The organism is Pseudomonas siliginis, assembly GCF_019145195.1.
Lineage (GTDB): Bacteria > Pseudomonadota > Gammaproteobacteria > Pseudomonadales > Pseudomonadaceae > Aquipseudomonas > Aquipseudomonas siliginis.
This window is the reverse complement of the sequence record NZ_JAHSTW010000012.1, coordinates 218,668-242,345: the sequence shown is the minus strand read 5'-3', so window position 1 is coordinate 242,345 and position 23,678 is coordinate 218,668. Positions and strand designations below refer to the sequence as shown.

General features: G+C 61.9%; 20 protein-coding genes. 12 read left to right on the top strand and 8 right to left on the bottom strand.

Annotated elements, in window-relative coordinates; all coding sequences use genetic code 11:
- Positions 1 to 16 precede the first annotated feature (16 nt).
- The 6 genes from thiL to KVG87_RS23695 all read left to right on the top strand — a co-directional run bounded on the left by thiL (position 17) and on the right by KVG87_RS23695 (position 4,313).
- Positions 17 to 982, top strand: a complete 966-nt coding sequence (gene thiL / locus KVG87_RS23720) for a thiamine-phosphate kinase (protein ID WP_217852868.1) — start codon at positions 17 to 19, stop codon at positions 980 to 982.
- Positions 979 to 1,482 carry a phosphatidylglycerophosphatase A family protein gene (locus KVG87_RS23715; protein WP_024014487.1) on the top strand — a complete coding sequence of 168 codons (504 nt, stop codon included), beginning with the start codon at positions 979 to 981 and terminating at the stop codon, positions 1,480 to 1,482. Before thiL ends, KVG87_RS23715 begins: the two co-directional genes overlap by 4 nt.
- 25 nt (positions 1,483 to 1,507) lie before the next feature.
- A complete protein-coding gene (locus KVG87_RS23710; RefSeq protein ID WP_217852866.1) occupies positions 1,508 to 2,245 on the top strand; it encodes a substrate-binding periplasmic protein in 738 nt (245 codons plus the stop codon).
- 234 nt (positions 2,246 to 2,479) lie between these two features.
- Entirely contained in the window at positions 2,480 to 3,097 is a 618-nt protein-coding gene (gene ribA / locus KVG87_RS23705) for a GTP cyclohydrolase II (RefSeq protein WP_024014485.1), read from the top strand.
- A complete protein-coding gene (locus KVG87_RS23700) occupies positions 3,094 to 3,513 on the top strand; it encodes an MFS transporter (RefSeq protein WP_217852864.1) in 420 nt (139 codons plus the stop codon). Before ribA ends, KVG87_RS23700 begins: the two co-directional genes overlap by 4 nt.
- Complete coding sequence (locus KVG87_RS23695; RefSeq protein WP_217852862.1) at positions 3,513 to 4,313, top strand: cobalamin-binding protein; 801 nt, start codon at positions 3,513 to 3,515, stop codon at positions 4,311 to 4,313. The genes KVG87_RS23700 and KVG87_RS23695 overlap by 1 nt, the downstream gene beginning before the upstream one ends.
- Before the next feature lie 136 nt (positions 4,314 to 4,449).
- Here the strand turns inward: KVG87_RS23695 and KVG87_RS23690 are convergent, their stop codons facing one another.
- The 5 genes from KVG87_RS23690 to KVG87_RS23670 all read right to left on the bottom strand — a co-directional run bounded on the left by KVG87_RS23690 (position 4,450) and on the right by KVG87_RS23670 (position 10,829).
- Positions 4,450 to 6,333, bottom strand: coding sequence for a TonB-dependent receptor domain-containing protein (locus KVG87_RS23690; protein ID WP_217852860.1), 1,884 nt, complete (start codon positions 6,331 to 6,333; stop codon positions 4,450 to 4,452).
- A 140-nt stretch (positions 6,334 to 6,473) separates the two neighbouring features.
- Positions 6,474 to 8,372, bottom strand: a complete 1,899-nt coding sequence (gene dxs, locus KVG87_RS23685) for a 1-deoxy-D-xylulose-5-phosphate synthase (protein WP_217852857.1) — start codon at positions 8,370 to 8,372, stop codon at positions 6,474 to 6,476.
- Between the two features lie 91 nt (positions 8,373 to 8,463).
- Positions 8,464 to 9,351, bottom strand: coding sequence for a (2E,6E)-farnesyl diphosphate synthase (gene ispA, locus KVG87_RS23680; RefSeq protein ID WP_056790708.1), 888 nt, complete (start codon positions 9,349 to 9,351; stop codon positions 8,464 to 8,466).
- Entirely contained in the window at positions 9,348 to 9,590 is a 243-nt protein-coding gene (locus KVG87_RS23675; RefSeq protein ID WP_016772991.1) for an exodeoxyribonuclease VII small subunit, read from the bottom strand. Before KVG87_RS23675 ends, ispA begins: the two co-directional genes overlap by 4 nt.
- A 105-nt stretch (positions 9,591 to 9,695) precedes the next feature.
- Positions 9,696 to 10,829, bottom strand: coding sequence for a Fic family protein (locus KVG87_RS23670; protein WP_217852855.1), 1,134 nt, complete (start codon positions 10,827 to 10,829; stop codon positions 9,696 to 9,698).
- A 278-nt stretch (positions 10,830 to 11,107) separates the two neighbouring features.
- On the opposite strand from KVG87_RS23670, the gene KVG87_RS23665 reads away from it, so the two are divergent.
- From KVG87_RS23665 to KVG87_RS23640, 6 genes are read left to right on the top strand one after another with little or no spacing between them, the layout of a single operon-like run.
- The gene (locus KVG87_RS23665; protein ID WP_217852853.1) at positions 11,108 to 11,899 is read left to right on the top strand and encodes a YfaP family protein; all 792 of its coding nucleotides are present in this window, start codon (positions 11,108 to 11,110) and stop codon (positions 11,897 to 11,899) included.
- 35 nt (positions 11,900 to 11,934) lie between these two features.
- On the top strand, positions 11,935 to 13,647 hold the full coding sequence (locus KVG87_RS23660) for a DUF2138 domain-containing protein (RefSeq protein WP_217852851.1): 1,713 nt from the start codon (positions 11,935 to 11,937) through the stop codon (positions 13,645 to 13,647).
- Positions 13,632 to 14,282, top strand: a complete 651-nt coding sequence (locus tag KVG87_RS23655) for a DUF1175 domain-containing protein (protein WP_076564292.1) — start codon at positions 13,632 to 13,634, stop codon at positions 14,280 to 14,282. Before KVG87_RS23660 ends, KVG87_RS23655 begins: the two co-directional genes overlap by 16 nt.
- Positions 14,279 to 18,853 carry an alpha-2-macroglobulin family protein gene (locus tag KVG87_RS23650; RefSeq protein ID WP_217852849.1) on the top strand — a complete coding sequence of 1,525 codons (4,575 nt, stop codon included), beginning with the start codon at positions 14,279 to 14,281 and terminating at the stop codon, positions 18,851 to 18,853. The genes KVG87_RS23655 and KVG87_RS23650 overlap by 4 nt, the downstream gene beginning before the upstream one ends.
- Position 18,854: 1 nt before the next feature.
- Entirely contained in the window at positions 18,855 to 20,483 is a 1,629-nt protein-coding gene (locus KVG87_RS23645) for a DUF2300 domain-containing protein (RefSeq protein ID WP_217852847.1), read from the top strand.
- Between the two features lie 3 nt (positions 20,484 to 20,486).
- Positions 20,487 to 21,299, top strand: a complete 813-nt coding sequence (locus KVG87_RS23640; protein WP_217852845.1) for a YfaP family protein — start codon at positions 20,487 to 20,489, stop codon at positions 21,297 to 21,299.
- Between the two features lie 6 nt (positions 21,300 to 21,305).
- On the opposite strand, the gene KVG87_RS23635 is transcribed toward KVG87_RS23640, so the two are convergent.
- From KVG87_RS23635 to ppa, 3 genes are all read right to left on the bottom strand, one after another.
- On the bottom strand, positions 21,306 to 21,740 hold the full coding sequence (locus tag KVG87_RS23635; RefSeq protein ID WP_367616694.1) for a hypothetical protein: 435 nt from the start codon (positions 21,738 to 21,740) through the stop codon (positions 21,306 to 21,308).
- Between the two features lie 408 nt (positions 21,741 to 22,148).
- The gene (locus KVG87_RS23630) at positions 22,149 to 22,895 is read right to left on the bottom strand and encodes a S24 family peptidase (protein ID WP_071173711.1); all 747 of its coding nucleotides are present in this window, start codon (positions 22,893 to 22,895) and stop codon (positions 22,149 to 22,151) included.
- 217 nt (positions 22,896 to 23,112) lie between these two features.
- On the bottom strand, positions 23,113 to 23,640 hold the full coding sequence (ppa, locus tag KVG87_RS23625) for an inorganic diphosphatase (protein ID WP_003205933.1): 528 nt from the start codon (positions 23,638 to 23,640) through the stop codon (positions 23,113 to 23,115).
- Positions 23,641 to 23,678: the final 38 nt, after the last annotated feature.

The following is a 23,678-nucleotide window of genomic DNA, read 5'->3' as shown; positions in this document are numbered from 1 at the left end:
ATACTTTTTCTCAGCCATGGGCGAGTTTGAGCTGATCCGCAATTTCTTCGCCGCCGCGCCTTGTGCGCAGGGCGGCGAAGGCGTTGCTCTGGGGATCGGCGACGACTGCGCCTTGCTGGCGGTTCCCGCTGGGGAACAGCTGGCGGTTTCTACCGATACGCTGGTGGCCGGTGTGCATTTCGCCGACCCCTGCGATCCGTTTCTGCTCGGTCAGCGCTCGCTGGCCGTCGCGGTCAGTGACCTGGCCGCCATGGGCGCCGCGCCCGTTGCCTTCACCCTTGCCCTGACCTTACCGACGGTAACCGCCGATTGGCTGCAAGCCTATGCCCGTGGTCTGAACCGCATGGCGCAAAGCTGCGGCGTCGCGCTGGTCGGCGGCGACACCACGCGCGGACCGTTGAGCCTGACGGTCACCGTGTTCGGCCGCGTACCCTCTGGCCAGGCCTTGACCCGCAGCGGTGCGCAGGCCGGTGATCTGCTCTGCGTCGGCGGCGAACTGGGCAATGCCGCCGGCGCCTTGCCGCTGGTATTGGCTCAACGTGATGCCGAAGCGCATATCGCCCGGCCGCTGCTCGAGCATTACTGGTCGCCGCAGCCGCAACTGGCGCTCGGTCAGGCCCTGCGCGGCAAGGCCACGGCGGCACTGGACATCTCCGACGGCCTGCTCGCCGATTGCGGGCATATCGCGCTGGCGTCGAAGGTGCGACTTGAGATTGAACGCGAGCGTGTACCGTTGTCGGATGCTTTAGTCGCGTTTCTCGGCCAGCGCGGTGCCGAGCGCGCGGCATTGAGCGGTGGTGATGATTACGTACTGGCCTTCACCTTGCCGTCCGCCGAGTTGCCGGCACTGTTGGCCGACGGCTGGCCGATCCATGTGATCGGGCGAGTGCTGCCGGGCCAAGGCGTGCTGCTGCTGGACCGCGACGGGCACGACATCACTCCGCAGATTCGCGGCTACCAACATTTTCAGGAGACACCGTGACAGATCACCCGAAACAGGTCCCTGCCGAATTCGTGCCTCCCTCGGTCTGGCGCAATCCGTGGCATTTCCTCGCGTTCGGCTTCGGCTCCGGCACCTTGCCAAAAGCGCCGGGCACGTGGGGCTCGCTGGTGGCGCTGCCGTTCATTCCGCTGTGGCAGATGCTGCCCGACTGGGGTTACTGGCTGATGCTCGGCATCACCATGCTGTTCGGCTTCTGGCTGTGCGGCAAAGTCGCTGACGATTTGCGCGTGCACGACCACGAAGGCATCGTCTGGGACGAAATGGTCGGCATGTGGATCACCCTGTGGCTGGTGCCGGAAGGCTGGTACTGGTTGCTCGCGGGTTTTCTGGTGTTCCGCTTCTTCGATATTCTCAAGCCGTGGCCGATCCGCTGGATCGACAAGCACGTGCATGGCGGCGTCGGCATCATGCTCGACGACGTGCTGGCCGGTGTGTTCGCCTGGCTGGCGATGCAAGGGCTGGTCTGGATATTCGCCTGATTCGACTCACGTGAGGAAACACGCAATGCTGCGACGCGGGTTGGCGCTGCTGCTTCTGGCTCTGCTGGGCACGTTCGCCCATGCGCAGGCCGCCGCGCCTGTGCCTGCGGTCATCCATCTGGCCAGCGAAGACTGGGAGGATTACACCGCCGCCGATGGCCATGGTCTGGCCTGGGACGTGTTGCGCAAAGTGTTCGAGCCGGCCGGGGTCAAGCTGGATATCCGCACGGTGCCGTACACCCGTTCGATCGGGCTGGTGCAGTTGAAGGAAGTCGACGCGCTGGTCGGCTCCTACCGCGACGAAGCCGAGCACGTGCTGTACCCGCAATCGAAGTTCGATTCTGATCACATCTACGCGCTGGGCCTGGCGAGCAGCCCGCCGCCGACCCAGGCGACCTTGGGCAAATATCGTCTGGCCTGGGTGCGCGGCTATCGCTACGAGAACTACTTGCCGAACATCCAGCGTTTCAACCAGATCGAACGACGTACCGGCATTCTGCTGATGCTCAAGCAGGGCCGGGCGGATTACTACATCGATGCGCTGACCGAGATTGAAGCGGTCGTGCGCGATGCCGCGGATCCAGCGCAGTATCGCTATTCGCATCTGGCTGAGTTGCCGCTGTTTCTCGGTTTCGCCGATACCCCACAGGCTCGCGCGTTGATGGCGCTGTATGACCGGCGCATGGCGGAGCTGGTCAAGAGCGGGGAGTTGAAGCCGATCTTTGAGAGGTGGCAGCAGCCGTATCCGTTTGATCCAAAATGATCACAATGTCCTGTGGGAGCGAGCCTGCTCGCGAAGGCATTGGTTCAGCCGCATTTGAATCGACTGACACGCCGCCTTCGCGAGCAGGCTCGCTCCCACAGAGGACCAGCGCGTGGCAGCTGTCATCAAGCTTTTTGATGGTTATGCCCGATAATTCAGCCTAAGCGTCTACAGGAACCTGCTGTTACAATGCCGGCCTGCGAATTTTCAGTCTTCTAGATCAGGAGCACATCGGTGCCTGTCGTCTTCGTCGCCGCTTCCAAGCTGCCAACGCCTTTTGCGCAATTCACCATGCACGGCTTTCTCGATGAGAGCACCGGGCGTGAGCACGTCGTGCTGAGCCTCGGTGAAATTGCCGATGGCGCCCCGGTACTCGGTCGTCTGCATTCCGAATGCCTGACCGGCGATGCCTTGTTCAGCCAGCGTTGCGACTGCGGCTCGCAATTGGAGGCAGCTTTGCAGGCGATTGCCCGCGAAGGCCGTGGCGTGCTGCTGTATCTGCGTCAGGAAGGGCGCGGCATCGGGCTGCTGAACAAGATCCGCGCCTACGAATTGCAGGACGGCGGCGCCGACACCGTGGAAGCCAACGAGCGTCTGGGCTTTGCTGCCGATCAGCGCGACTACGCCATGTGCCTGCCGATGCTCGAACATCTGGGCGTGAAATCCCTGCGCCTGATGACCAACAACCCGCGCAAGGTCAAAGCGCTGACCGACATGGGCATCGTCGTCGCCGAGCGCGTGCCGCTGCACACCGGGCACAATCCGCACAACAAACTCTATCTGGCCACCAAGGCCAGCAAGCTCGACCACATGATGGGCAACGAGCATCAGGGCGAGGTCGACCGCGCGTGACCCGCGGCCAGGTGCGGCGGCGGTTGGCGGTGGCCTGGTGGCAATACCTGGCGCTGGTCCTGTTGCCGCTGTTTGTGCTTAACGCGCTGTTCGGTGAAGGCCAGGGCCTCCTGCCGGTGCTGGCGATGCCTTTCTTCATCGCTGGCGTCGCCTCGATGTTTGTCAGCCTCAAGTATTTCGCCCGCTACAAACACGCGTTGATCGCCACGCAAAAAGCCCTCGATACTGCCGAAGAACCCGCCGCCTGGATTGCCCTTGCGGCGCGTCGGCGTACGGCGTTGCTGGTAGCGTCCTTGCCGGCCTGGATTGGCGCACTGGCGGTGTTCGTCGGCCTCGAAGCCGTGCCGTTGATGCTGCTGGCGCTGTCCACCGCCGTGCTGTTCTACCTCTATCGTATTCCGCGTCAACTCGGTTGATGCCTCGCCTGTGGCTGGCGGTTGTGCTGCTCGTTCTGAGCAGCCCGGTGCTGGCTGCATTGCGGGTGGTCAGCCTCGCCCCCTCGCTGTCTGAAATCGTCGTTGAACTGGACTCTGCCGACCTGTTGGTCGGCGTGCTGGATGCGGGCGAGCGGCCGGCAGCCATTGCCGATGTTCCATCAGTGGGCCGCTACGGCCAGCTCGATATGGAGCGCTTGCTAAGCCTGAAACCGGATTTGCTGCTGCTCTGGCCCGGCAGCGTCGGCGCCGGGCAGCGTGATCAGCTCAAGCGCCTGAACATTCCAACCTTCGTCGCCGAGCCGCATACGTTGGCGCAACTGGCGACGCAAATTGAAGCGATCAGCAAACAGCTCGGGCGTCCAGAACGTGGGGCGAAACGAGCGGCCGAATTGCGTAAACAACTGGATGACCTTCGTCAGCGTTACCGTCGTGATGTGCCGCTGCGGGTGTTTTATCAAGTCTGGGACAAGCCGCTGTATACCATCGGTGGCGGTCAGATCATCAGCGATGCGCTTGAAATTTGCGGTGCGCGCAACGTATTCGCCGACCTGAATCTGCCGGCGCCGCAGGTAAGTATTGAAGCAGTGTTGCAGCGTGATCCCGAAGTGATTGTCGCCGGTGATCAGGCGCAGCTAGGGGCGTGGAAGGCCTGGCCGCAGGTGGCGGCGGTCAGGCAGGGGAGACTGCTATTGGTCACTGACAAAGGTCTGGAAAGGCCCAGTGGTCAGATGATCAGTGCGACCGCCAAACTCTGCCAATTGATCGCGCCGGATCGGTAGACCGCATCGCCTGTATTCGCGAGCAGGCTCGCTCCCACACTGGATTTTCGCTGAAAACAAAAGGTGGGCCGCACTCAATCTACCGTGGGAGCGAGCCTGCTCGCGAAGAGGCTAGCCAGCCAATACAAATCTCAGCTCAGAGTTCAGGGGTCCACGTCACCCCGAACATCCACGCCCGACCTTCCTCGCGATAGCCATACTGCGCGCCGTCATAGCTGTAATTCGCCCGGCTGTAGCCCTTGTCCAGCAAGTTATCCACCTTCAGATCCAGCTTGATCTCACGGTTCAGCGCCCAACTGCTGCGCAGCCCGAGCGTGCCGTAGCCTCCCAGCGACTGGGTGTTTTTCAAATCATCGTAACTGCCACTGACCAATTGCCAACTGGCGCCCACACCCAAGCGATCGAACTGCCGATCCAGATCCCAACTGGCCGTGCGCCGCGCCCGTCGGGCCAGGGTATGCCCGGTATCGCGATCACGTGGGTCAATGATCGCCACGCCGAGATTGCTCTGCCAGCCAAACAGCTCCTGCTTCAGCGCTGTTTCAAAACCGTTGATGCGCGCTGACGCAACGTTCTGCGGGCGTGAGTTGCTGCCGAAGATGATCGCGTCTTCCAGGTCGGTGCGGTAAATCGAGGCTTCCAGGCGCGCGCTGTCGCTCAACTGGCTGCGCCATTGCAGTTCGTAGCTTTTCGAAGTTTCCGGTTTCAGGTCGGGATTGCTGAAATCCGGGTAGTACAGGTCGTTGAAGGTCGGCGCGCGGAAACCTTCGCTGTAGCTCAGCAGCACGTCGTTGTCCGGGTTCAGCGGCAGGGTGAAGGTGCCGCTCCAAGTGTTCTGGCTGCCGAACTGCTGGTTGTCGTCGTGGCGCAGGCCGATCTCGGTAGAGAAGCTGTCGGCCTGGTAGCGATGCTGGATGAACGCGGCGCGATTCCAGCGGCTGTCCTCGTCAAACGCAGTGCTGCTGTTGACCCGGTCTTCATACCAGTCGCCGCCCAGAATCAGGCTGTTGCGCGCGTCCAGCGTCAGGTCGTTCTGCCAGTTCACCGAGTCGCGATAGGTGTTGAACACCGTGCGCTCGTCGCTGAGCTTGTCGAAGGTCTTCTCGCGGTTTTCGCTGTGGCCGAATTCGACGCGGGTTTTCCAGGTTTCGTTGACCCGGGCATCGACGTAAGTGCTCACGCTGCTGACATTGAAGTCGCTGTAGGGCTGCTGTTGCACCGACTCAAACGTGTCCATGTCGAAGCGACCGAACGGATTGTCGAATTCGCCCTTGCCACGGTTGTCCAGCAGGTTGGCGCCGACTTCGACGTCATCGGTCAGCGCGTGGCTGAGGCTCAGGCTCAGGGATTTGTTGCGGTAGGCGTCATGATCGCCATCGCTTGGAAACGAGTCGTGGGTGCGGTCGATCCCGGCGCTTTCGTCGAGGCTGGTGCCGAGGTTGAAACGGGTTTTGTCGTCACCGCCGGACAAACCGAGGCTGCGCTGCCAACTCTGTTGGCTGCCGAAGCCGAAGTGCAGGCGTGGCTGCAAGCCTTGCCCAGTGCCGCGCCGGGTGAAAATCTGGATCACCCCGCCGATTGCATCGCTGCCATAAATCACCGAGCGTGAACCACGCAGCACTTCGACGCGCTCGATCTGCTCGATGTTCAGATGCTGCAGGTTGCTGTCGCCGGAAGTCGAATTGCCGATGCGCTGGCCATCGACCAGCACCAGGCTCTGCGCCGATTGCGTGCCGCGAATGTAGATCCCCGGCAGACTGCCGCGCCCGCCGGTCTGCGCCACTTGCACGCCGGGCACGCGCCGCAGCAGATCGGGCACATCGCTTGGTTGCAGGCGATCAATGTCTTCGCGGGTGAACACGGTGTTGGCGGCGCTGCTGTCGTTGCGCGCCTCGACCTGACGATTGGCGCTGATCAACGTGTCCGGCAGCTTCAGCGCCTGATCGCGCTCGAATGTATCGGCAAGGGCGCTGGCGGTTGGCAGCAGGAGGAAGGGCAGGGCGAGGCGCGAGAGGTTCATGGACAGTCCAACGGGAGTTTCAGGTGTACACAAATCAAATGTGGGAGCGAGCCTGCTCGCGAAGGCGGTGTATCAGTCAGTTCGTCTGTGACTGACAGTCCGCTTTCGCGAGCAGGCTCGCTCCCACAAGGGTATTGCGTTTATTGGGCGAGCAATGCCAGGCGCTGGCGAACCGACGCTTCGATCCCGGCCTCATCCAGCCCGCACTCGGCGAGCATCTGCGCCGGTTTCGCATGCTCGACATAGATATCCGGCAAGCCCAGATGCAGCATCGACTTGAGGATGTTCTCGCGGGCGAGGAATTCGCTGACCGCACCGCCGGCGCCGCCCATGATTGCGTTCTCTTCGATGGTCACCAGCAACTCGTGGCTAGCGGCGATCTCGTGCACCAGCGCTTCATCCAGCGGTTTGACGAAACGCATGTCGACCACGGTGGCGTCGAGCTTCTCGGCAACTTTCAAGGCTTCGCTCAGTTGCACGCCGAACACCAGCATGGCGACCTTGCTGCCCTGACGACGGACAATGCCCTTGCCGATTTCGATCGCTTCGAGATCTTTTTCGATGACTGCATTCGGCCCGCTGCCGCGTGGGTAGCGCACTGCCGCCGGGCCGTTGTAGAGGTGGCCGGTGGTGAGCATCTTGCGCAATTCGTTTTCATCGCTCGGGGTCATGATGAGCATGCCCGGGATGCAGCGCAGGTAGGACAGGTCATAGCTGCCAGCGTGGGTCGGGCCGTCTTCGCCGACCAGGCCAGCGCGGTCAATGGCGAACAGCACGTCCAGGTTCTGCACGGCGACGTCGTGTACCAACTGGTCGTAACCGCGTTGCAGGAACGTCGAATAGATCGCCACCACCGGTTTCGCGCCTTCGCAGGCCATGCCGGCGGCGAACGTTACCGCGTGCTGCTCGGCAATCGCCACATCGAAATAACGCTCCGGGAAACGCTCGCTGAACGCCACCAGATCCGAGCCTTCCTTCATCGCCGGGGTGATCCCGACCAGACGAGCATCAGCCGCCGCCATGTCGCACAGCCACTCGCCGAACACCGCCGAATACTTCGGCCCGCTGGTGGCTTTCGGCGCAGCGGCCGGGGCGTCCAGAGGTTCGAGTTTGGTGATGGCGTGGTAGCCGATCGGGTCGACTTCCGCCGGGGCGAAGCCTTTGCCTTTCTTGGTGACGATGTGCAGGAACTGCGGGCCTTTGAGATCGCGCATGTTGCGCAGGGTGGCGATCAAGGTGGGCAGATCGTGGCCGTCGATCGGGCCGATGTAGTTCCAGCCCAGCTCTTCGAAAAGGGTGCCGGGAACAAGCATGCCCTTGGCATATTCTTCGGTGCGACGGGCGATTTCCCAGGCTCCGGGCAGGCGAGACAGGACTTTCTTGCTGCCCTCGCGCATGCTTGCGTAGGTGCGGCTGGAAAGGATCTTCGCCAGATAGTTCGACAGCCCGCCGACGTTGCGCGAGATCGACATATCGTTGTCGTTGAGGATCACCAGCATGTTGGCGTTGACTTCAGGCGCATGGTTCAGCGCCTCGAAAGCCATGCCGGCGGTCAGCGCGCCGTCGCCGATCACGGCGATAGCCTTGCGATCGCTGTCCTGCAGACGGGCGGCAATGGCCATGCCCAGCGCGGCACTGATCGAGGTGCTGGAGTGGCCGACGCCGAAGGTGTCGTACTCGCTCTCGGAGCGGCGCGGGAATGCGGCAATGCCGTCCTTCTGACGCAGGCTGGCCATGCGCTCGCGGCGACCGGTGAGGATCTTGTGCGGATACGCCTGATGCCCGACGTCCCACAGCAGACGGTCGTCCGGGGTGTCGAAGACGTAATGCAGCGCGATGGTCAGCTCGATCACGCCCAGGCCGGCACCGAAATGCCCACCGGTCTGGCCGACCGTGTAGAGCAATTCCAGGCGCAACTCATCGGCCAGGGTTTCCAGCTCGGCTTCGCCTAACCGGCGCAGGCCGTCCGGCGTGTTCGCGCGGTCGAGCAGGGGCGTGGTCGGGCGCTTGCGGGGAATCTCATGAAACGTCGTGGGCATCAGGCGAATCGTTATAGGTATAAAAGATGCGGCAGTTTACCTGATGCATCGCCCCCTGCCCACGCGTTGGTCTTTTTTGGCCGATACGCCGTCAGTTGCGTCGCTCGACGATATACCGCGCCAGCTCGCGCAACGGCTCGGCGGCCGCGTCAAACGGTCGCAGCGCCTGCAGGGCCTGATCGCGCAGTTCCAGAGCGTAGGCCTTGGCAGCGTCGAGGCCGAGCAGGGCCGGGTAGGTCGGTTTGTCCCGGGCAATGTCGGCGCCCTGACGTTTGCCGAGGGTAGCGGTATCGCTTTCCACGTCGAGGATGTCGTCCTGCACCTGAAAGGCCAGGCCGATGGCCTGTGCATAAGTCTGCAGGGCCTGTAGCTGATCGGGTTGGGCGCGGCCGCTGGCCAGGGCACCAAGCTTGACGCTGACTTCAATCAGCGCGCCGGTCTTGTGTCGGTGCATCTGCTCGAGGGCCGTTTGATCGAGCTTGAGACCGACCGAGCCGAGGTCGATGGCCTGGCCACCGACCATGCCCGCCGGACCGGCTGCGTGGGCCAGCGCCGTGACCATCTGCAGACGGATTTCGCTGCTGCAATCGCTCAGGCGCGGGTCGAGCAGGGCGCTGAAGGCCAGGCTCTGCAAGCCGTCACCGGCAAGGATCGCGCAGGCTTCGTCGAATTTCTTGTGGGTGGTCGGCTGGCCGCGACGCAGATCGTCATCGTCCATCGCCGGCAAATCGTCATGCACCAGCGAGTAGGCGTGGATCAGTTCGACCGCACAGGCCGCGCCGCTGGCCTGTTCAGCCTGGCCACCGAGGGCTTCGCACGCCGCGTAAGCCAGCAACGGGCGCACGCGTTTGCCGCCGTTCATCACGCTGTAGCGCATCGCTTCGTAGAGCCGCGCCAGTTCCGGCAGCGGCGCGTTGAACAGCGTCTCCAGCGCCGCGTTGACCCGGGCCTGACTGCTCGCCGAATACGCCGCGATCATTCTGGCTCATCCGCGTCGAAGGGTTCCTCGGCGAGCTCGCCATCGCGCTCCAGCAGCACCTGCACTTTCTGCTCGGCCTGGGCCAGCGCCGCCTGGCAGTCACGGGTCAGACCGATGCCCTGCTCGAAAGCGGTCAGCGAGTCTTCCAGCGACAATTCACCGTTCTCCAGACGCTCGACCAGTGTTTGCAGGTCGGCGAGGGATTGTTCGAAATCCAGTGCAGCTTTTTTGCGGGCCATGGCGGCAATTTCCGGTAGACGTTAAACCGGCGCGACACTAGCAGATAGGGGGGGTATGGGCAAATGAGCGGGCCGTCGCCAAGCCTCTCCATAACGGTCGGCGAGTCAATCCGGATAGCTGATTTTGTAACGCGTACTGCGTCCGCCGCCCGGCAGACGTTGCAGGCAGCCCTTGTCCAGCAACTCCGCCAGATGCCGCGTCGCGGTGGCTTTGGAAACTTTCGCAACCGCTTGATATTGCCCTGCGCTGAGGCCCTGTTCGAAACCGCGCTCACCGCCATCGAGCAAGCGATTGAGCACTTTGATCTGCTCCGCTGAAAGATCGGACTCGCGGTGCGCCTGCCAGAAGCGAGTCTTGCCCAATACCGAATCTATACGGGTGATGGCTTGCTGCAGGCTGCGCAGCAGTGTCTGCAAAAACCAGGTCAGCCATTCGGTGATATCGAGCGTGGCCTTTTGGCTCGACTCCAGAATCCGGTAATAACCGGCGCGATCCTCGAGAATGCTTGCGGACATCGCATAGAAGCGGATCGCCTGCGCTTCGCCTTGAGCCAGCGCCAGATCGGTGATGGTGCGGGTCAGACGACCGTTGCCATCGTCGAAAGGGTGCAGAGTGACAAACCAGAAATGCGCGATGCCAGCGCGTAACAGCGGATCCAGCGAAACCTGATCGCGGCTGGTTTCGAACCAGCTCAAAAAACGCTCAATTTGCTGTTCCAGCCCTTGGCGCGGTGGCGCCTCAAAGTGAACCGTTGGCCGGTCGAGTCGTCCGGACACCACCTGCATCGGTTCGTCGCCGCGCAAGGTACCGACGAGCATTGGCCGCGCGCTCAACATCGCTTCCTCGGCGGGGAAAAGCCAGGTGTGCCATTCCAGCAATCGGGCCAGGGTCAGCGGCTCGTCGAAGCCATGGGTGGCATCGAGCATCAATTTCGCCAAGCCCTCGCTACGCTGGCTGACGCTATCGCGATCAACCCATTCCAGACTCAGGCGCCGGGCCAGAGAAGAACGCACGGAGCCGACATTCAGTTGCTCACCTTCGATGGCGGAGGAGGTGACGATGTTCTGAAGCAACGCATCGAGCTCGCTCTGTGCGCTCATCGAATCGCCCACTGAGCCGGCCATTCCCAAGAGTCGGCCCTGCGTCTGCACGCACTCGCGCAGCAGCGGGGCGAGGCGCTCTGCTTGCCAGTTGAAGTCGGGCCAATCCGGTTGTTGCCAGATCCAGTGCGCGGTCATTGATCACCTGTCGTAGAAGCGTGAGCCGAATAAAAACGCTATTCGGCTCATTCGGTGAGCCGAATATGCCGGCTATTCGGCTCATCGTCTACCCGGATGGCGCGATTCCTACAGCAATCACACATGTATCCGATTGTTAAAAAACTGCCGAATCGCTAATCTTCGCGGCTTCTACGGCCCCGACAGTTGCGGGGCATTCAGACGAAACGCAGTTCACCGCTGTGAAGTACCGAGGATCGGGTGCAAGGTTTCGTTCAAGGCATGGCAGGAGGCGTCACATGCGTTCATTTCTTTTGCTGCTGATCGGCTTCGCCTGCGCGCCTGTGCTGTGGGCCGCGCCGACTGCGCAATTGTCCGAGCCGGTCGGCGGCTGGCGTTATCACGGCTTGCTCGATCGCTCGGAAAATCCGCAGGTCGCCTACCCGACGCCGCCGATCGATCGCGGCATTCAGCGCAATCGCACGATGATCCAGGGCCAGCTCAAAGCCCTCGGGCACATGCGTCCGCGGCACAGCCTCGCCGTCAACGGCAATCCATTGAATCTGTACACCGACGATCAGGGGCGTTTTGCCCGGCCCTACGCCTTCGGCGCCGGCTCCAACAGCGTTGAAGTGATCAGCGCCGAGGGCCAGTCGCTCAAGCGCGTGCAATTTTATGAAGCAAATAATCTGCGCACGCCGGCGAAGATTCGTCTTGTCTTGGGATGGGACGACCCGAAAGCCGAGCTGGATCTGCATATTGTCACCCCCGACGGTCAGCATGCCTTTTGGGCACGGCCGGCGCTGAGCAATGGCGGCGGCCTCGACCCGGATGGTGTCGACGGCCCCGGCCCGGAAATGTTCACCATGACCGCGCCGCTGCACGGCACGTATCTGGTCTACGTCAACTATTGGGGCAACTACGGCGATGGTGGCTATAACTTCGAGCAAACCAGTAATCAGAACGAGGTGATCACCTCGCAGATCACCCTGGTGCTCAACGAAAACACCGTCGACGAAAAACGCGAAACCTTCATCGTGCCCCTGCGGGCGATCGGTGATCTGTTGCTGGTCAAGACTTTCAACTATTAAGCATCCCGCCACGGATGAACTCGGATGTTGTGAACATGAGCGATAACACTGTGACTCCAGCTGCCGCGACACCGGCGGCCAAATCTTCGCGGCGCTGGCCGCTGGTATTGCTTGGCCTGTGCCTGGTGGCCGGTGTGGCGGGCGGTTTCGGCTGGCTGCTGCTCAAGCCCAAAGCGCCGCCAGCGACACTTGCCAGTGACAAGCTCGGCCTCGGCCGTCCAGACGCCTTGCTCGAAACCCGTTCACTGAGCCAGTTGCCCAAGGACCTGCTGACGGTGCCGTTTCTCAAGGCCACGCTCACCGAGGACTTCGTCTTCTATTACGAAACCCACGCCGACCGCCTCGGCCTGATCGGCAGCCTGCGCCGGATTATCTACGAGCATGACCTGAAGTTGCAGGACAGCCTGATCGAGCAGCTTTTCGATCAACCGGCCGATGTGGCGTTGTGGCGTGGCGCCGATGGCCGCTTGAAGGATTTCCTGTTGGTGATGGATCGCGGCGGATTGGCCAAGCTGCTCGAACCACTGGCCAAAGTAGCGCTGGATGACACCCAGCTCAGCGTCTTCGGCACTCTCAAAGTCGGCAGCGACGAAGTGCCGCTGTATCAACTCAGCTACAACGCCAGCAAATCACTGCTGTTCGCGTCGCGCGGCGACAAACTGGTGGTGTTGTCCAATCCAGCCAAGTACTACGACCCCGAGAGCGGCGTCTCGGAAGAGTCGGGCCGCGTTTCCGCGCAAGCGCTGGCGGCGTTGCTCAACGGTGAAAAACTCTTCCCCGAAGCGTTCGGCTTGCCAGCGAAGAACCCGGAAACCAAGCAGCGTCTGTCGGTCAATTCCAGCGTGCTCGCGATGGGCTATCAGCGCTTCATCCCGAATTTCGCCGGGCTGCGTTTCGACATGGACGACAAGGGCTGGCACAGCTATCTGGCCATGGATGAACTGGAAAACCAGCCGGACTTCGATTTCAAACCGGTCTGGCAGGCGATGCCGTTGGGGGCGAGCGCTTGCGTGACCCTGCCGGTGGCGGCCGAGCCGCAGAAACCGATATTGATCAAGCTCGGTGCCGATGAAGCTGTTGCGCAAACGCTGACCGAACACGTCGCTGGCGCGGCCGGCCTGTGCTGGTACGCCGATTCGCGGTTGTACACACCGCTGCTGGTCGCCAGCCTAAAAGACGAGGACAGCAGCAAGCTTGACGGTGATCTGGGCAAATTGTTCGGCTCGATGGTCGGCGCGTTCGAAGCGAATGTCGCCGAAAGCGTATTCCCGGTGATCGACAAGCAGGAAGGCCAGAGCCACGTCTGGCAGCGGCAGGTCAGTTCCAGTTTCGGGCCGTACGCGGCGAAGACCGCCGAGAACCCGGAGGCGATTTCCGGCAAGGCGTTCATGAAAGTCAGCCTCGCCCGTCATGGCTCGACGCTGCTGTTTTCCCTCGACGACAAACTCGTCGATAAAGCCCTCGGCACCCTCGACAAGCGCTTCCCGCCGATGGCCGACGTTTTGCCAAAAGACGTACTGATGCCGATCTACTTCGGCCCGGACGCGATGGCGCAACTGATGCAGCGCGAAACCCTCGACAGCCTGCCGCAGGACATGGAGCCGGTGTTTTATAACGCTGCGCAAACCTACCTGATGCCGAAACTGCGCACCCTCGGCGGCTACGGCAAATATGCCCTGACCCTGCCGGAAGGCAGTGAGCCGGACGGCCACTGGCAATGGCTGCCGCTGGAATGGAAGGCGTTGTGAGCGCACTGATCCGCAGCCTCGGCTTGCTTGCTTTGCTGCTGAGCGCAGGCGCCCGTGCGGTTGAAGCGCCAGCGCTCGACCCGGCGCAATCCCAAGTGTTTCGCGCCTGGTTTGTGCGTATTGCTCAAGAGCAATTGAGCCAAGGCCCAAGCCCGCGCTGGTATCAGCAGGACTGCGCCGGCCTGGTGCGCTTTGCCGCCAACGAAGCGCTGAAAGTCCACGACGACAAATGGCTGCGCAGCAATGGTCTGTCCAATCGCTATCTGCCGCCGGAACTGACCCTGAGCAACGCGCAACGCAAGCTCGCGCAACAGTGGCAGCAGGGCGACGGCAAGGTCGGGCCGTACGTCAACGCGATCAAACTGATTCAGTTCAACAGCCACCTGGTCGGCCGCGATGTGGCGCAGGCGCGGCCCGGCGACCTGATGTTTTTCGATCAGGGCGACGATCAGCACCTGATGATCTGGATGGGCCGCTACATCGCCTATCACACCGGCACCACCACCCCCACTGACAACGGCATGCGTTCGGCAAGCCTGCAGCAACTCATGACATGGAAGGACACCCGATGGATACCCGACGCAGCCAACCCCAACTTCATCGGCGTCTATCGACTGAACTTTCTCTCCCAATGACCGGTGCCCGCATGTTGCGTATCTGTTCGCGAATTTCTTTGCTGTTGGCGTTGTTGCTGCCGTTTTCCTGCGTCAACGCCGAAGACTCGGTGGAACCGAGCAATTACACGCCGGTGGCCGGTGAGAGTTTCTTCCTGCTTGCCGACAGCAGTTTTGCCAGCGACGAGCCGGCGATGGTCCGCCTCGAAGCCCCGGGTCGTGACTACCGGCGCTTTCGCATGGAACCGTACGGCGGCGCCGACATTCGCGTGTATCGCATCGACAAGCCGCTGGATTTCCTAAAGCGCCAGAAGAACCTGCATCGCGTCGTCAGCGACGGCCAGTTCAAGGGCGAAGGTCTGTCCAACACCCTCGCGTATCTGTGGGACAACTGGTATCGCAAATCCCGCCGGGTGATGCAGCGTGCGTTCTCCTACGAGTCGCGCAAGCAGGTCACCGAAGAAGTGCCGGAGCTGAAAATGGGCGAGGCCATGGCCGCGCCGACGCCGTACGACGCGCAGCCGCAATTCGCGCTGATCCCGGGTCTGCCGGTGGTCAGCCAGTTCCGTTATCCGCTGTGGCAGGCCAAGCCTATCCAGCCGCCGGCCGGGGTCAATCTGGCCGGCTCGTCCAGTGACTTCGTCAGCGTCGCGCCGGGCAACGTTTACATCCCGTTGGGTAACCTGAAGCCGGGGCTGTATCTGGTTGAAGCGCTGATCGGCAAGTATCGCGCGACCACCATGGTGTTCGTCTCCAACACCGTCGCAGTGAGCAAGATTGCCGGTGATGAACTGCTGGTCTGGGCCGCGCGCAAGCACGAAGGCAGTTCGGTGCCGAAGGTCAATGTGCTGTGGACCGATGGCCTCGGCGTGATGAGCAGCGGTGCTACCGATGCCGACGGTTTGCTGCGCCTGAAACACGTCAGCCCGGAACGCTCGTTCGTCATCGGCGAGGACGAAGAGGGCGGCGTGTTCGTCTCGGAAAACTTCTACTACGACAGCGAAATCTACGACACCAAACTGTATGCCTTCACCGATCGGCCGCTGTATCGCCCGGGTGATTGGGTGTCGCTGAAAATCGTCGGTCGCGAGTTCAAGAATGCCCGGGATTCGGTTCTGCCGGGCGCGGCGGATGTCAGTGTCAGCGTGCTTGATGCCACGGGGACCGAACTGCAGACCCTCGATCTGAAGCTTGATTCGAAAGCAGGTACCCAGGGCCGTTTCCAGTTGCCGGATAACGCCGTGGCCGGTGGTTACGAGATCCGTTTCAACTACAAGGAGCAGGCCTACAGCAGTGCTTTCCGCGTTGCCGAATACATCAAGCCGCACTTCGAAATCTCGCTGAATCTGGCCAAGCAGGATTACCGCACCGGTGAGCCGGTGAAAGGCAGTCTGGTGCTGCTCTACCCCGATGGCAAACCGGTGGCCAATGCCAAATTGAGCCTGAGCCTGCGCGCCCAGCAACTGTCCATGGTCGACAACGAGCTGCAATACCTCGGGCAATTTCCGGTGGAGCTGACCAGCACCGAACTGACCACCGACAGCAAGGGCAACGCGACCCTCGATTTGCCGGCAGCCGATAAACCGAGCCGCTACATGCTCACCGTGTTCGCCAGCGACGGCGCGGCGTATCGGGTCAAGACCACCAAGGAAATCCTCATCGACCGTGGCGCGGCGAGTTTCCGCTTGAGTGCGCCGCAGCGTTTCAGCGCGGTCGGTGACAAGGTTGCCTTCAGCTACGCGAATGAGGCTGGCACCGAGCAGAGCAAAGCCGTGACGCCGAGCAGCTACGCCTGGGTGCGCCTGGAAGATCAGAGCACCGGCGAAGGCAAACTCGCCGCAACGGACAAAGGCTTCAGCCTCGCCTTCGAACGTCCGGGCACCTACAACCTGACGCTGAAGGATCAACACGGTCGCGTCCTCGGCGCCACCGGCCATTCGGTCACCGGCGACGGTGTGAAAGCGGTGCCGGGTACCGTGGAAATCGTCCTCGACAAGCCCGAGTACAAGGCGGGCGAAGAAGCGCTGGCGCTGATCACCTTCCCTGAGCCGGTCAGCGATGCACTGCTGTCGCTGGAGCGCGACAAGGTCGAGGCCACTGCGCTGCTGGCCAAGGGCGCTGACTGGTTGAAGCTGGAAAAACTCAGCGACACCCAATACCGCGCGCGCATTGCGGTGAAGGATAACTTCGCGCCGAACCTGACCTTCTCCGTGCTTTACACCAAGGGCGGTCAGTACAGCTTCCAGAACGCCGGGATCAAAGTGGTCGCGCCGCAAATCGACGTGGCGATCAGCACCGACAAAGCGGTATACCTGCCGGGCGATACGGTCACGGTCGACCTCACCACGCAGTTCGCCGGCAAAGCGGTTCCGGCGCATCTGACGGTCAGCGTGGTCGACGAAATGGTCTACGCGCTGCAACCGGAAGTCGCGCCGAGCATCGACCAGTTCTTCTATCACCCACGGCGCAACAACGTGCGTACCAGTGCCAGCCTGTCATTCATCAGTTACGACGTGGCATTGCCGGGTAGCCCCGGCGCTCCGGGCAAGGCCAATCGCAGCGAGCGCGGCGTGAAGGTGCTTGAGCGTCCGCGCCGTGAAGACGTCGACACTGCTGCGTGGCAGCCGGAGCTGTTGACCGGCGCCGACGGCAAAACCCGCTTCACCTTCAAGATGCCGGACTCGCTGACCCGCTGGCGCATCACCGCGCGGGCGATTGCCGATGACGGTCAGGTCGGGCAGAAGAAGCAGTTCGTCCGTTCGGAAAAACCGCTGTACCTGAAGTGGAGCGGGCCGAGCAGATTCCGCAAGGGCGATCAGCCGCAGCTGGGTGTGTTCGCTTTCAGTCAGGCAGAGAAACCGGTCAAGGCGGAACTGGTGACTCACTATGCCGGTACCGAACGACGTCTGCCGGTGACCCTGAACAGCGGCATCAATTATTTGCCGCTGCCGGCGTTTGCCCTGGCCTCTGGCGAGTGGACGGCGGAGCTGGTGCAGGATGGCAAAGTCGCCGATGCCCTGGCTGTGCGCTTGAGTGCCACCGGTGAAGGCTGGCAGGTCACCCAGACACAAAGCCTCGACGTGGTCAGCGGCGATACGCCGTTGAGTTTGCCGGCGGATGCCACGGATATCCGCCTGCGTCTGGATGACAGTTCGCAAGCGCTGTTCCGTTCCGCCCTCGATGATCTGCTCAGCTACCCGTACGGCGGCGTCGAGCAGACCGCCAGTCGCTTGCTGCCGTTGAGCATCGCCTATCCATCGCTGGCGTCGAACCCGCAGATTCGCGATCGCTTGCGCCTGATCATGCAGAACAGCCGCCTGCGTCTGGTGCAAATGGCCGGGCCGTCGGCGAGCTTCACCTGGTGGGGCTACGACGGCGAGCCGGATGCATTTCTCACCGCCTATGCCTACTACGCCGACTGGAATGCCAGCCGCGTACTCGACCTGACCCTGCCGCCGGAGCACTGGCAGCGCGTACTCGAGGTGTACGCCAAGCAAGCGCCGAATACGCCATTGCTGCAGCGGGCGCTGATTCTGTCGTTCGCCAAACAGATGCAGCTGCCAGTGAACACGCTGCTCAGCGGTTTGATTGAGGATCTGGTCAAGGCCGGTGAAGGCGCTGCCGAAACCTTGCTCGACGACGGCCAGGACAGTCTGGTGATGAACGACCCGGATTCGGCGCTGGGTCTAGCGGCGGCGTGGGTACTCACTGCATCGTTGGCGACGCAGGCGAAAGTTGCTTTGCCGGAGGCGTTCAATCGGCAACTGGGCGCAGCGCAACAACGTCTGGCGGTCAGCTCGCAGCCCTTCGTCGAAGCACTGAACCTGTCGCTGCAACCGTTTGATCAGGCCCGTGCGACGGCGTTGTTGCAACGCCTGTTGCCGCAGCAATCGACGCTGGAACGTGCACTGGCGCTGACCTGGCTGCAACGCAGCATCGCTCAGGCTTCGCCCACCATCGCGCTGATGCCGGGTGAGGGCTGGAAGAAAAACTACGGCGCCAGCGGCGAGATGTACTGGATATGGCAAGGCGCGACGCCGTTGCCGAATGTGCTGAGCGTGTCCGGCACGCAAGAGCGGCCGCTGCGTGCAGCTTTGAGCTTCCAGACGCAACAGCCGCAGGTCGATCCGATGGCCGTGACCATCACCCGGCGCCTGTCGCGGCTGGTGCCGGGCGACGAAGCGTTCACCTTCAAACTCGAGCCGGTCGGCACTAAACCGCTGTCCAGCGACAGCCTGTACCTGGATGAGGTGATCCTCACCAGCAAGGCACCGAAACCGCTGCGCTACGGCATGCTTGAAGTGCCGCTGCCACCGGGCGCGGATGTCGAGCGCACGACGTGGGGCATCAAATTGCAGGGCAAGGACGGCACCGAGCCGACCGCGCTGGAGAAGGCGCGTTTCGAACCGGGTCAGTTGGCTTACGCGGTGCCGGTCGATGCATTGAGCGGTGAGTTGCGCCTGCGCCATCTGGTGCGCTTCTCACAGAAGGGCCAGTTCAACCTGCCGCCGGTACGCTTCAAGCAATTGTATGCACCGCAGCATCAGGCCCAGGAGGCGAAAGCCGCCCTCGGTCAGGTCACGGTCAACTGACATGCCCCGGCCGCTGTTGTGGCTGCTGATGTGCGTGATGCCTGCGCTGGCGACAGCGCAGGATGAGCCGTTGCGCGTGGCCTATCAGGGTGAGTTGTTGTCGTTGAGTCAGACGCAACTGATCAAGCGCGAACCGTTGCCAGCGTCGCTGGATGCGCCGCTGGGCAGTCTGTGGAAGTTGTTGGTCTACGCGTGGCTGGTGGATACCGGTGCACGGGAACCGGCGTATGAATGTCGCGGGCAGTCCAAAGAAGAAGTTTATTGCTGCTCGGCGGGCGGCAGGATAGAGCGGGATCAGGCACTGGTGAAGTCCTGCGGTCTGTATTTCGAACCGGCGCGGTTGGGCATTGCAGCGACGGATTGGCGAGCGTATTGGCAGGCGCGGCAGGCGCGGCAGGCGCCGTCGTGGTTGCTGGATTTGCCAGCCGTGCAACCGGCAACAAGGGTTTCGGTTGCCGAGTTATTGAGCGTTCTGGCATTGCTGCCAGCGCAGGATCAGACGCGCCGCGTGCTGCTCGATGTCGTACTGAACGCGGCGGATGGCAATGTCGTCGGCGAGTTGGGCGGGCGCCTGCGGGTGAAAACCTGGAGCTGGCTCGGCGACCAGGATGCACTATCGCGGCAAGGTGGATTCGCCGGTTGGACCGCCGACGGCGCACCGATCTGGGCGGGTGGACGCGGTACCAGTCAAATGGTTCTGCGCCATTACGCTCAGGCGCTTGCCAGCGTGTTGCCGACGGCATGGCCAGCGGACTCAGGGCGTTGTGTGGAAGTCGGGCTGTTCTCGAAATACCCGGTGTCGAAAGTTCTGGCCGGAGATCGTGTTGCCACGTCCGGGCCATTGCGCGGCGACTACCGTGTCGAATTCGCCAACGGCAACGCGCTGGACATCCACAGCGATGGCGAACTGTTTCTGCTCAACGAAAAACTCGTCGCAAGACTTGATCGCGAAGAATATGTCGCTCGCGTTCTTGAGCGCGAAGCCAAACCGCAACCCGCCGAAGCCGCCAAGGCGCTGGCCGTAGCGATCCGCACTTATCTGCTGCAAAACGCCAGACGCAACGGCGATTGCCTGAGCATTGACGACAGCAGCAATCGCCAGCGCGTCGCCCCGCGTCCAGCCTCGGCCGAGTCACGCAACATCGCGGCGTGGACGGCGGATCTGGTACTGGCCGGCAGCACCGTCACCTATCACTCCGACCAGCCGGGCCCAGACAAACTCGCCTGGCAGCAAGCCGTCGAGCAAGCGAATGCCGGCCAGCGCTACGACGCGATTCTGCTGCACGCCTATCCACGCGCCAGCCTCAGCCGCTGGGACAACCCGGTCGCCTCCTGCGAAGCATTACCCGCCGCGCAAGACTGGCTGCAAAAGCAGCGACGCGGCTGGCGTCCGAGGCTCGAAAGCGAAACCGGCTACAACGAAGTCAGCACTTTCGCCGTATGCAAACTCGCCTTCGGCCGGCCCTTCGTCGACCGCGAACGCCAGCGCATTTATGTGCGCGGCGTGCTGACCCTGCAGGATCGCCTCGACCTGACCCACGAATATCTGCACCTGGCCTTCGAAGCACACCCCAACGGCCAGGATGAAACCTACATCGAAGGGCTCGCCCGTCACCTTTTGCTGGAATAGACCATGACACTCCGTTATCCACAGGTCTTGCTGCTGCTCTGTGCCCTCAATGTACTGCCGCAAGCGTTCGCCGCCGATGGCGTCAAACTCGACACCCCGGTGGGCGGCTGGCGCAGCGGCGCACCGCAAGGCGAGGGCGAGAGCTTCCGCCAGACCGTCAACTACCCGGCCTCGTCGGTCAACACACCGCTTGGCCAGGCCAATACCGCCAGAATCAGCGGCCAGATCAAAGCCGTGCCGAAGAACAACGAACCCGGCCGCCTGATCGTCAACGGCGTCAGCATGCCGCTGAAAATCGACCCCGCCGGCGGCTTCGATCGCCCGTTCTCCTTCCCCAACGGCAGCAACAGCGTCGAAGTGCGCAGCGCCGACGGCCAGCAACGCCACCGCACGCAATTCCTCAACGCCCGCGGCGGCGCCACCCCGGCCAAACTGCGCGTCCTGCTGGCCTGGGACAGCGACGGCACCGACCTCGACCTGCACCTGATCACCCCCGATGGCGGCCACATCTGGTACGGCAACCGCAGCGCCGCCAACGGCGCCGCCCTCGACGTCGACGTCACCACCGGCTACGGCCCGGAAATCGCCGCCATGCCCGCGCCGATCAAGGGGCAATATCTGGTCTATGTGAATTATTACGGCGGCGGGTATCGCGGAGATGACGAAGGTGGGGATGCAGTGGTGCAGGCGCTGACCACGGCGCAGGTGACGGTGATTACTGAAGAAGGCACGCCGAGCGAGAAGATGGAGACGTTTGTAGTGCCGATGCGGACGGCGGGGGAACTGACGTTGGTGAAGTCGTTCAGTTATCCGTGAATCCGGCTAATCAGGAAAAACGCCGCAAAGCGCGTTGCCCTGATAACCATGCACGATTGGCCCCAGCATCATGAACGGGCCGCAGGCGTAGAACGGCGACGGCACCGCTTGTTTTGAATAGAGCAAAACGATTTCATTTCCAGATTCGTTGCTGCCAAAGGACTGCTCGGAGTACGACGTACACACGGGCAATTTCAGCGGAACAGGAATGATCAACGCCCAAACCGTGATGCCACACCATTCTCGGGTAGGCGCTGATTGCGCGGTTCGGGTAATCGCTGGCGTGAGCGAACGAGCGCTTAGAGCTTTGTACTCGTCAGTTCTGAGTGTGATTTTCTCAGGCAAAGCCACGATGGCACCGACGCAGCCTGAGAGATAAAAACTTATCGCAGCGATCAGGATGACCGGTCCAAGCAGTGTGAAACGAGGGGCGAATCGCACGTTTTAACTTCCTTGTGAAGCGCTTCGGAACTGTAGTGCCCAGCTTGTTCGATTCCTTCCAAGCGAGAGGCGTAGCCTTTTTGCAGGTATTAAAAAGCCGGCTTGTGGCCGGCTTCTCGGGGACTGGCTTGGTTTATTTTTGGTAAACCGCGCCAGCCTTCAAAACGTACATCCGGATCTGCGTCCGGCTGTGGGACTTGGTCAGACGTTGGTCTGCCGCGTCGGGCGTCATCCGAGCCGCAGGGCGGGTCGATGCGCGAATGTGGGGCGCAGGATACTGAGTTTTGCTCTGGATTCCCAGCCTCGAGTGCGGTTTAGAGCGACTGAAGCGGTACAAATCCTGGATTTGTACCGGTTATCAGGGCCATCTTCGCGGGCAAGCCCGCTCCCACAGGTTCTGGCAAACAATCACAGAAACGGCACCACCGGCCGGCGCTTGCCCAGTGTCGACCACCAGAATACCCAGCCAAGAATGTGAATCCGCTGCTCTTCGATCTGCGCCGGCCGGAAGACCTCGTCGGGGTATTCGGCGCTGTTGTGGCTGCGCATGCGCAGGCCATTGCCGGGCATGCGGTGCAGGTATTTGATGCGCAGCATGCCGTCGTGTTCGATGGCGTAGATTTCGCCGTCGACGACCTGGGTCAGGCCGCGGTCGATGGCGACGATGGAGCCGTCTTCGATGCGATCGGCCATGCTGTTGCCGATCATGTGCGCGCAGATGGCGTTGGCGTGCTGGATGTCGAGTTGATCGAGGTGCGCGCGGGGCAGGCGCAGGGACTGGTCGGGGTCGAGGATGACGTGGGTTTTGCCATCGCCGTTGGCGATCGGGGTTTCCTTGAAAAATGCCAGGTCGATGTCGCTGGGGTTGATGACGGTGTAGACGCCGCAGATGGACTGGGCATCGAACGTGTCGCCGTTGCTGGCGGGTGGGTGCAGGCGCGCGACCTCCTTGACGCCTTCCCCGGTTTTCAGCCATTCACTATTGACCGACAACAGGCGTGAGACTTCTTCCATGCGATACGCCGGGACGCCCCGGGTGTACCAGTTATGAACGTTTTGGGCTTCCGTGCCCCAGAACCTTGCGAAATCCGTGGTGCTGATGTTCGCTGCTTCCAGGAGTGCCTTGAATCGTGGACCGCTAGTGTTCTTTCTCATAAACACGGAGTCTACGGCCGGACTAGAGCGGTTTGAATAAACCGGGCGTTCAAAAAAAGCCTGTATTTTGCGACGGGATGTAAGACGTACTTGTGGGAAATTAAACAGATTAAAACTGCATGTAGGAATTTAAACGCTTTGTTTATTCGAAGCTCGCAGACACAAAAAACCCCGGAAATCCGGGGTTTTTTTCAAGCGTCACGCAAAGCGCAATTGCTTAGCCCTTGTAGGCGGCAACCGACTTGGTGATCGCTTCGCGGGCGGCGTCTGCACCGGCCCAGCCTTCGATCTTGACCCACTTGCCCTTCTCGAGATCCTTGTAGTTCGCGAAGAAGTGCTCGATCTGCTGGATCAGCAGGGGTGGCAGGTCGGTGTATTCCTTCACATCGACGTACAGCTGCGACAGCTTGTCGTGTGGCACGGCGATGACTTTGGCATCGCCGCCGCCGTCGTCGGTCATGTTCAGGATGCCGACTGGACGGGCGCGGATTACCGAGCCTGGAGCAACCGGGTAAGGAGTCACGACCAGCACGTCGAGGGGATCACCGTCGTCAGCCAGGGTGTTCGGGATGTAACCGTAGTTGGCCGGGTAGAACATTGGGGTGGCCATGAAACGGTCAACGAACAGGCAATCGCTGTCTTTGTCGATTTCGTATTTGATCGGCGCGTGGTTGGCCGGGATCTCGATCGCGACGTAGATGTCGTTCGGCAGGTCTTTGCCAGCCGGAATCTTGCTGTAGCTCATTGGGCGTTGCCCCCGTAGTTGACCAAAAACACTTGGCC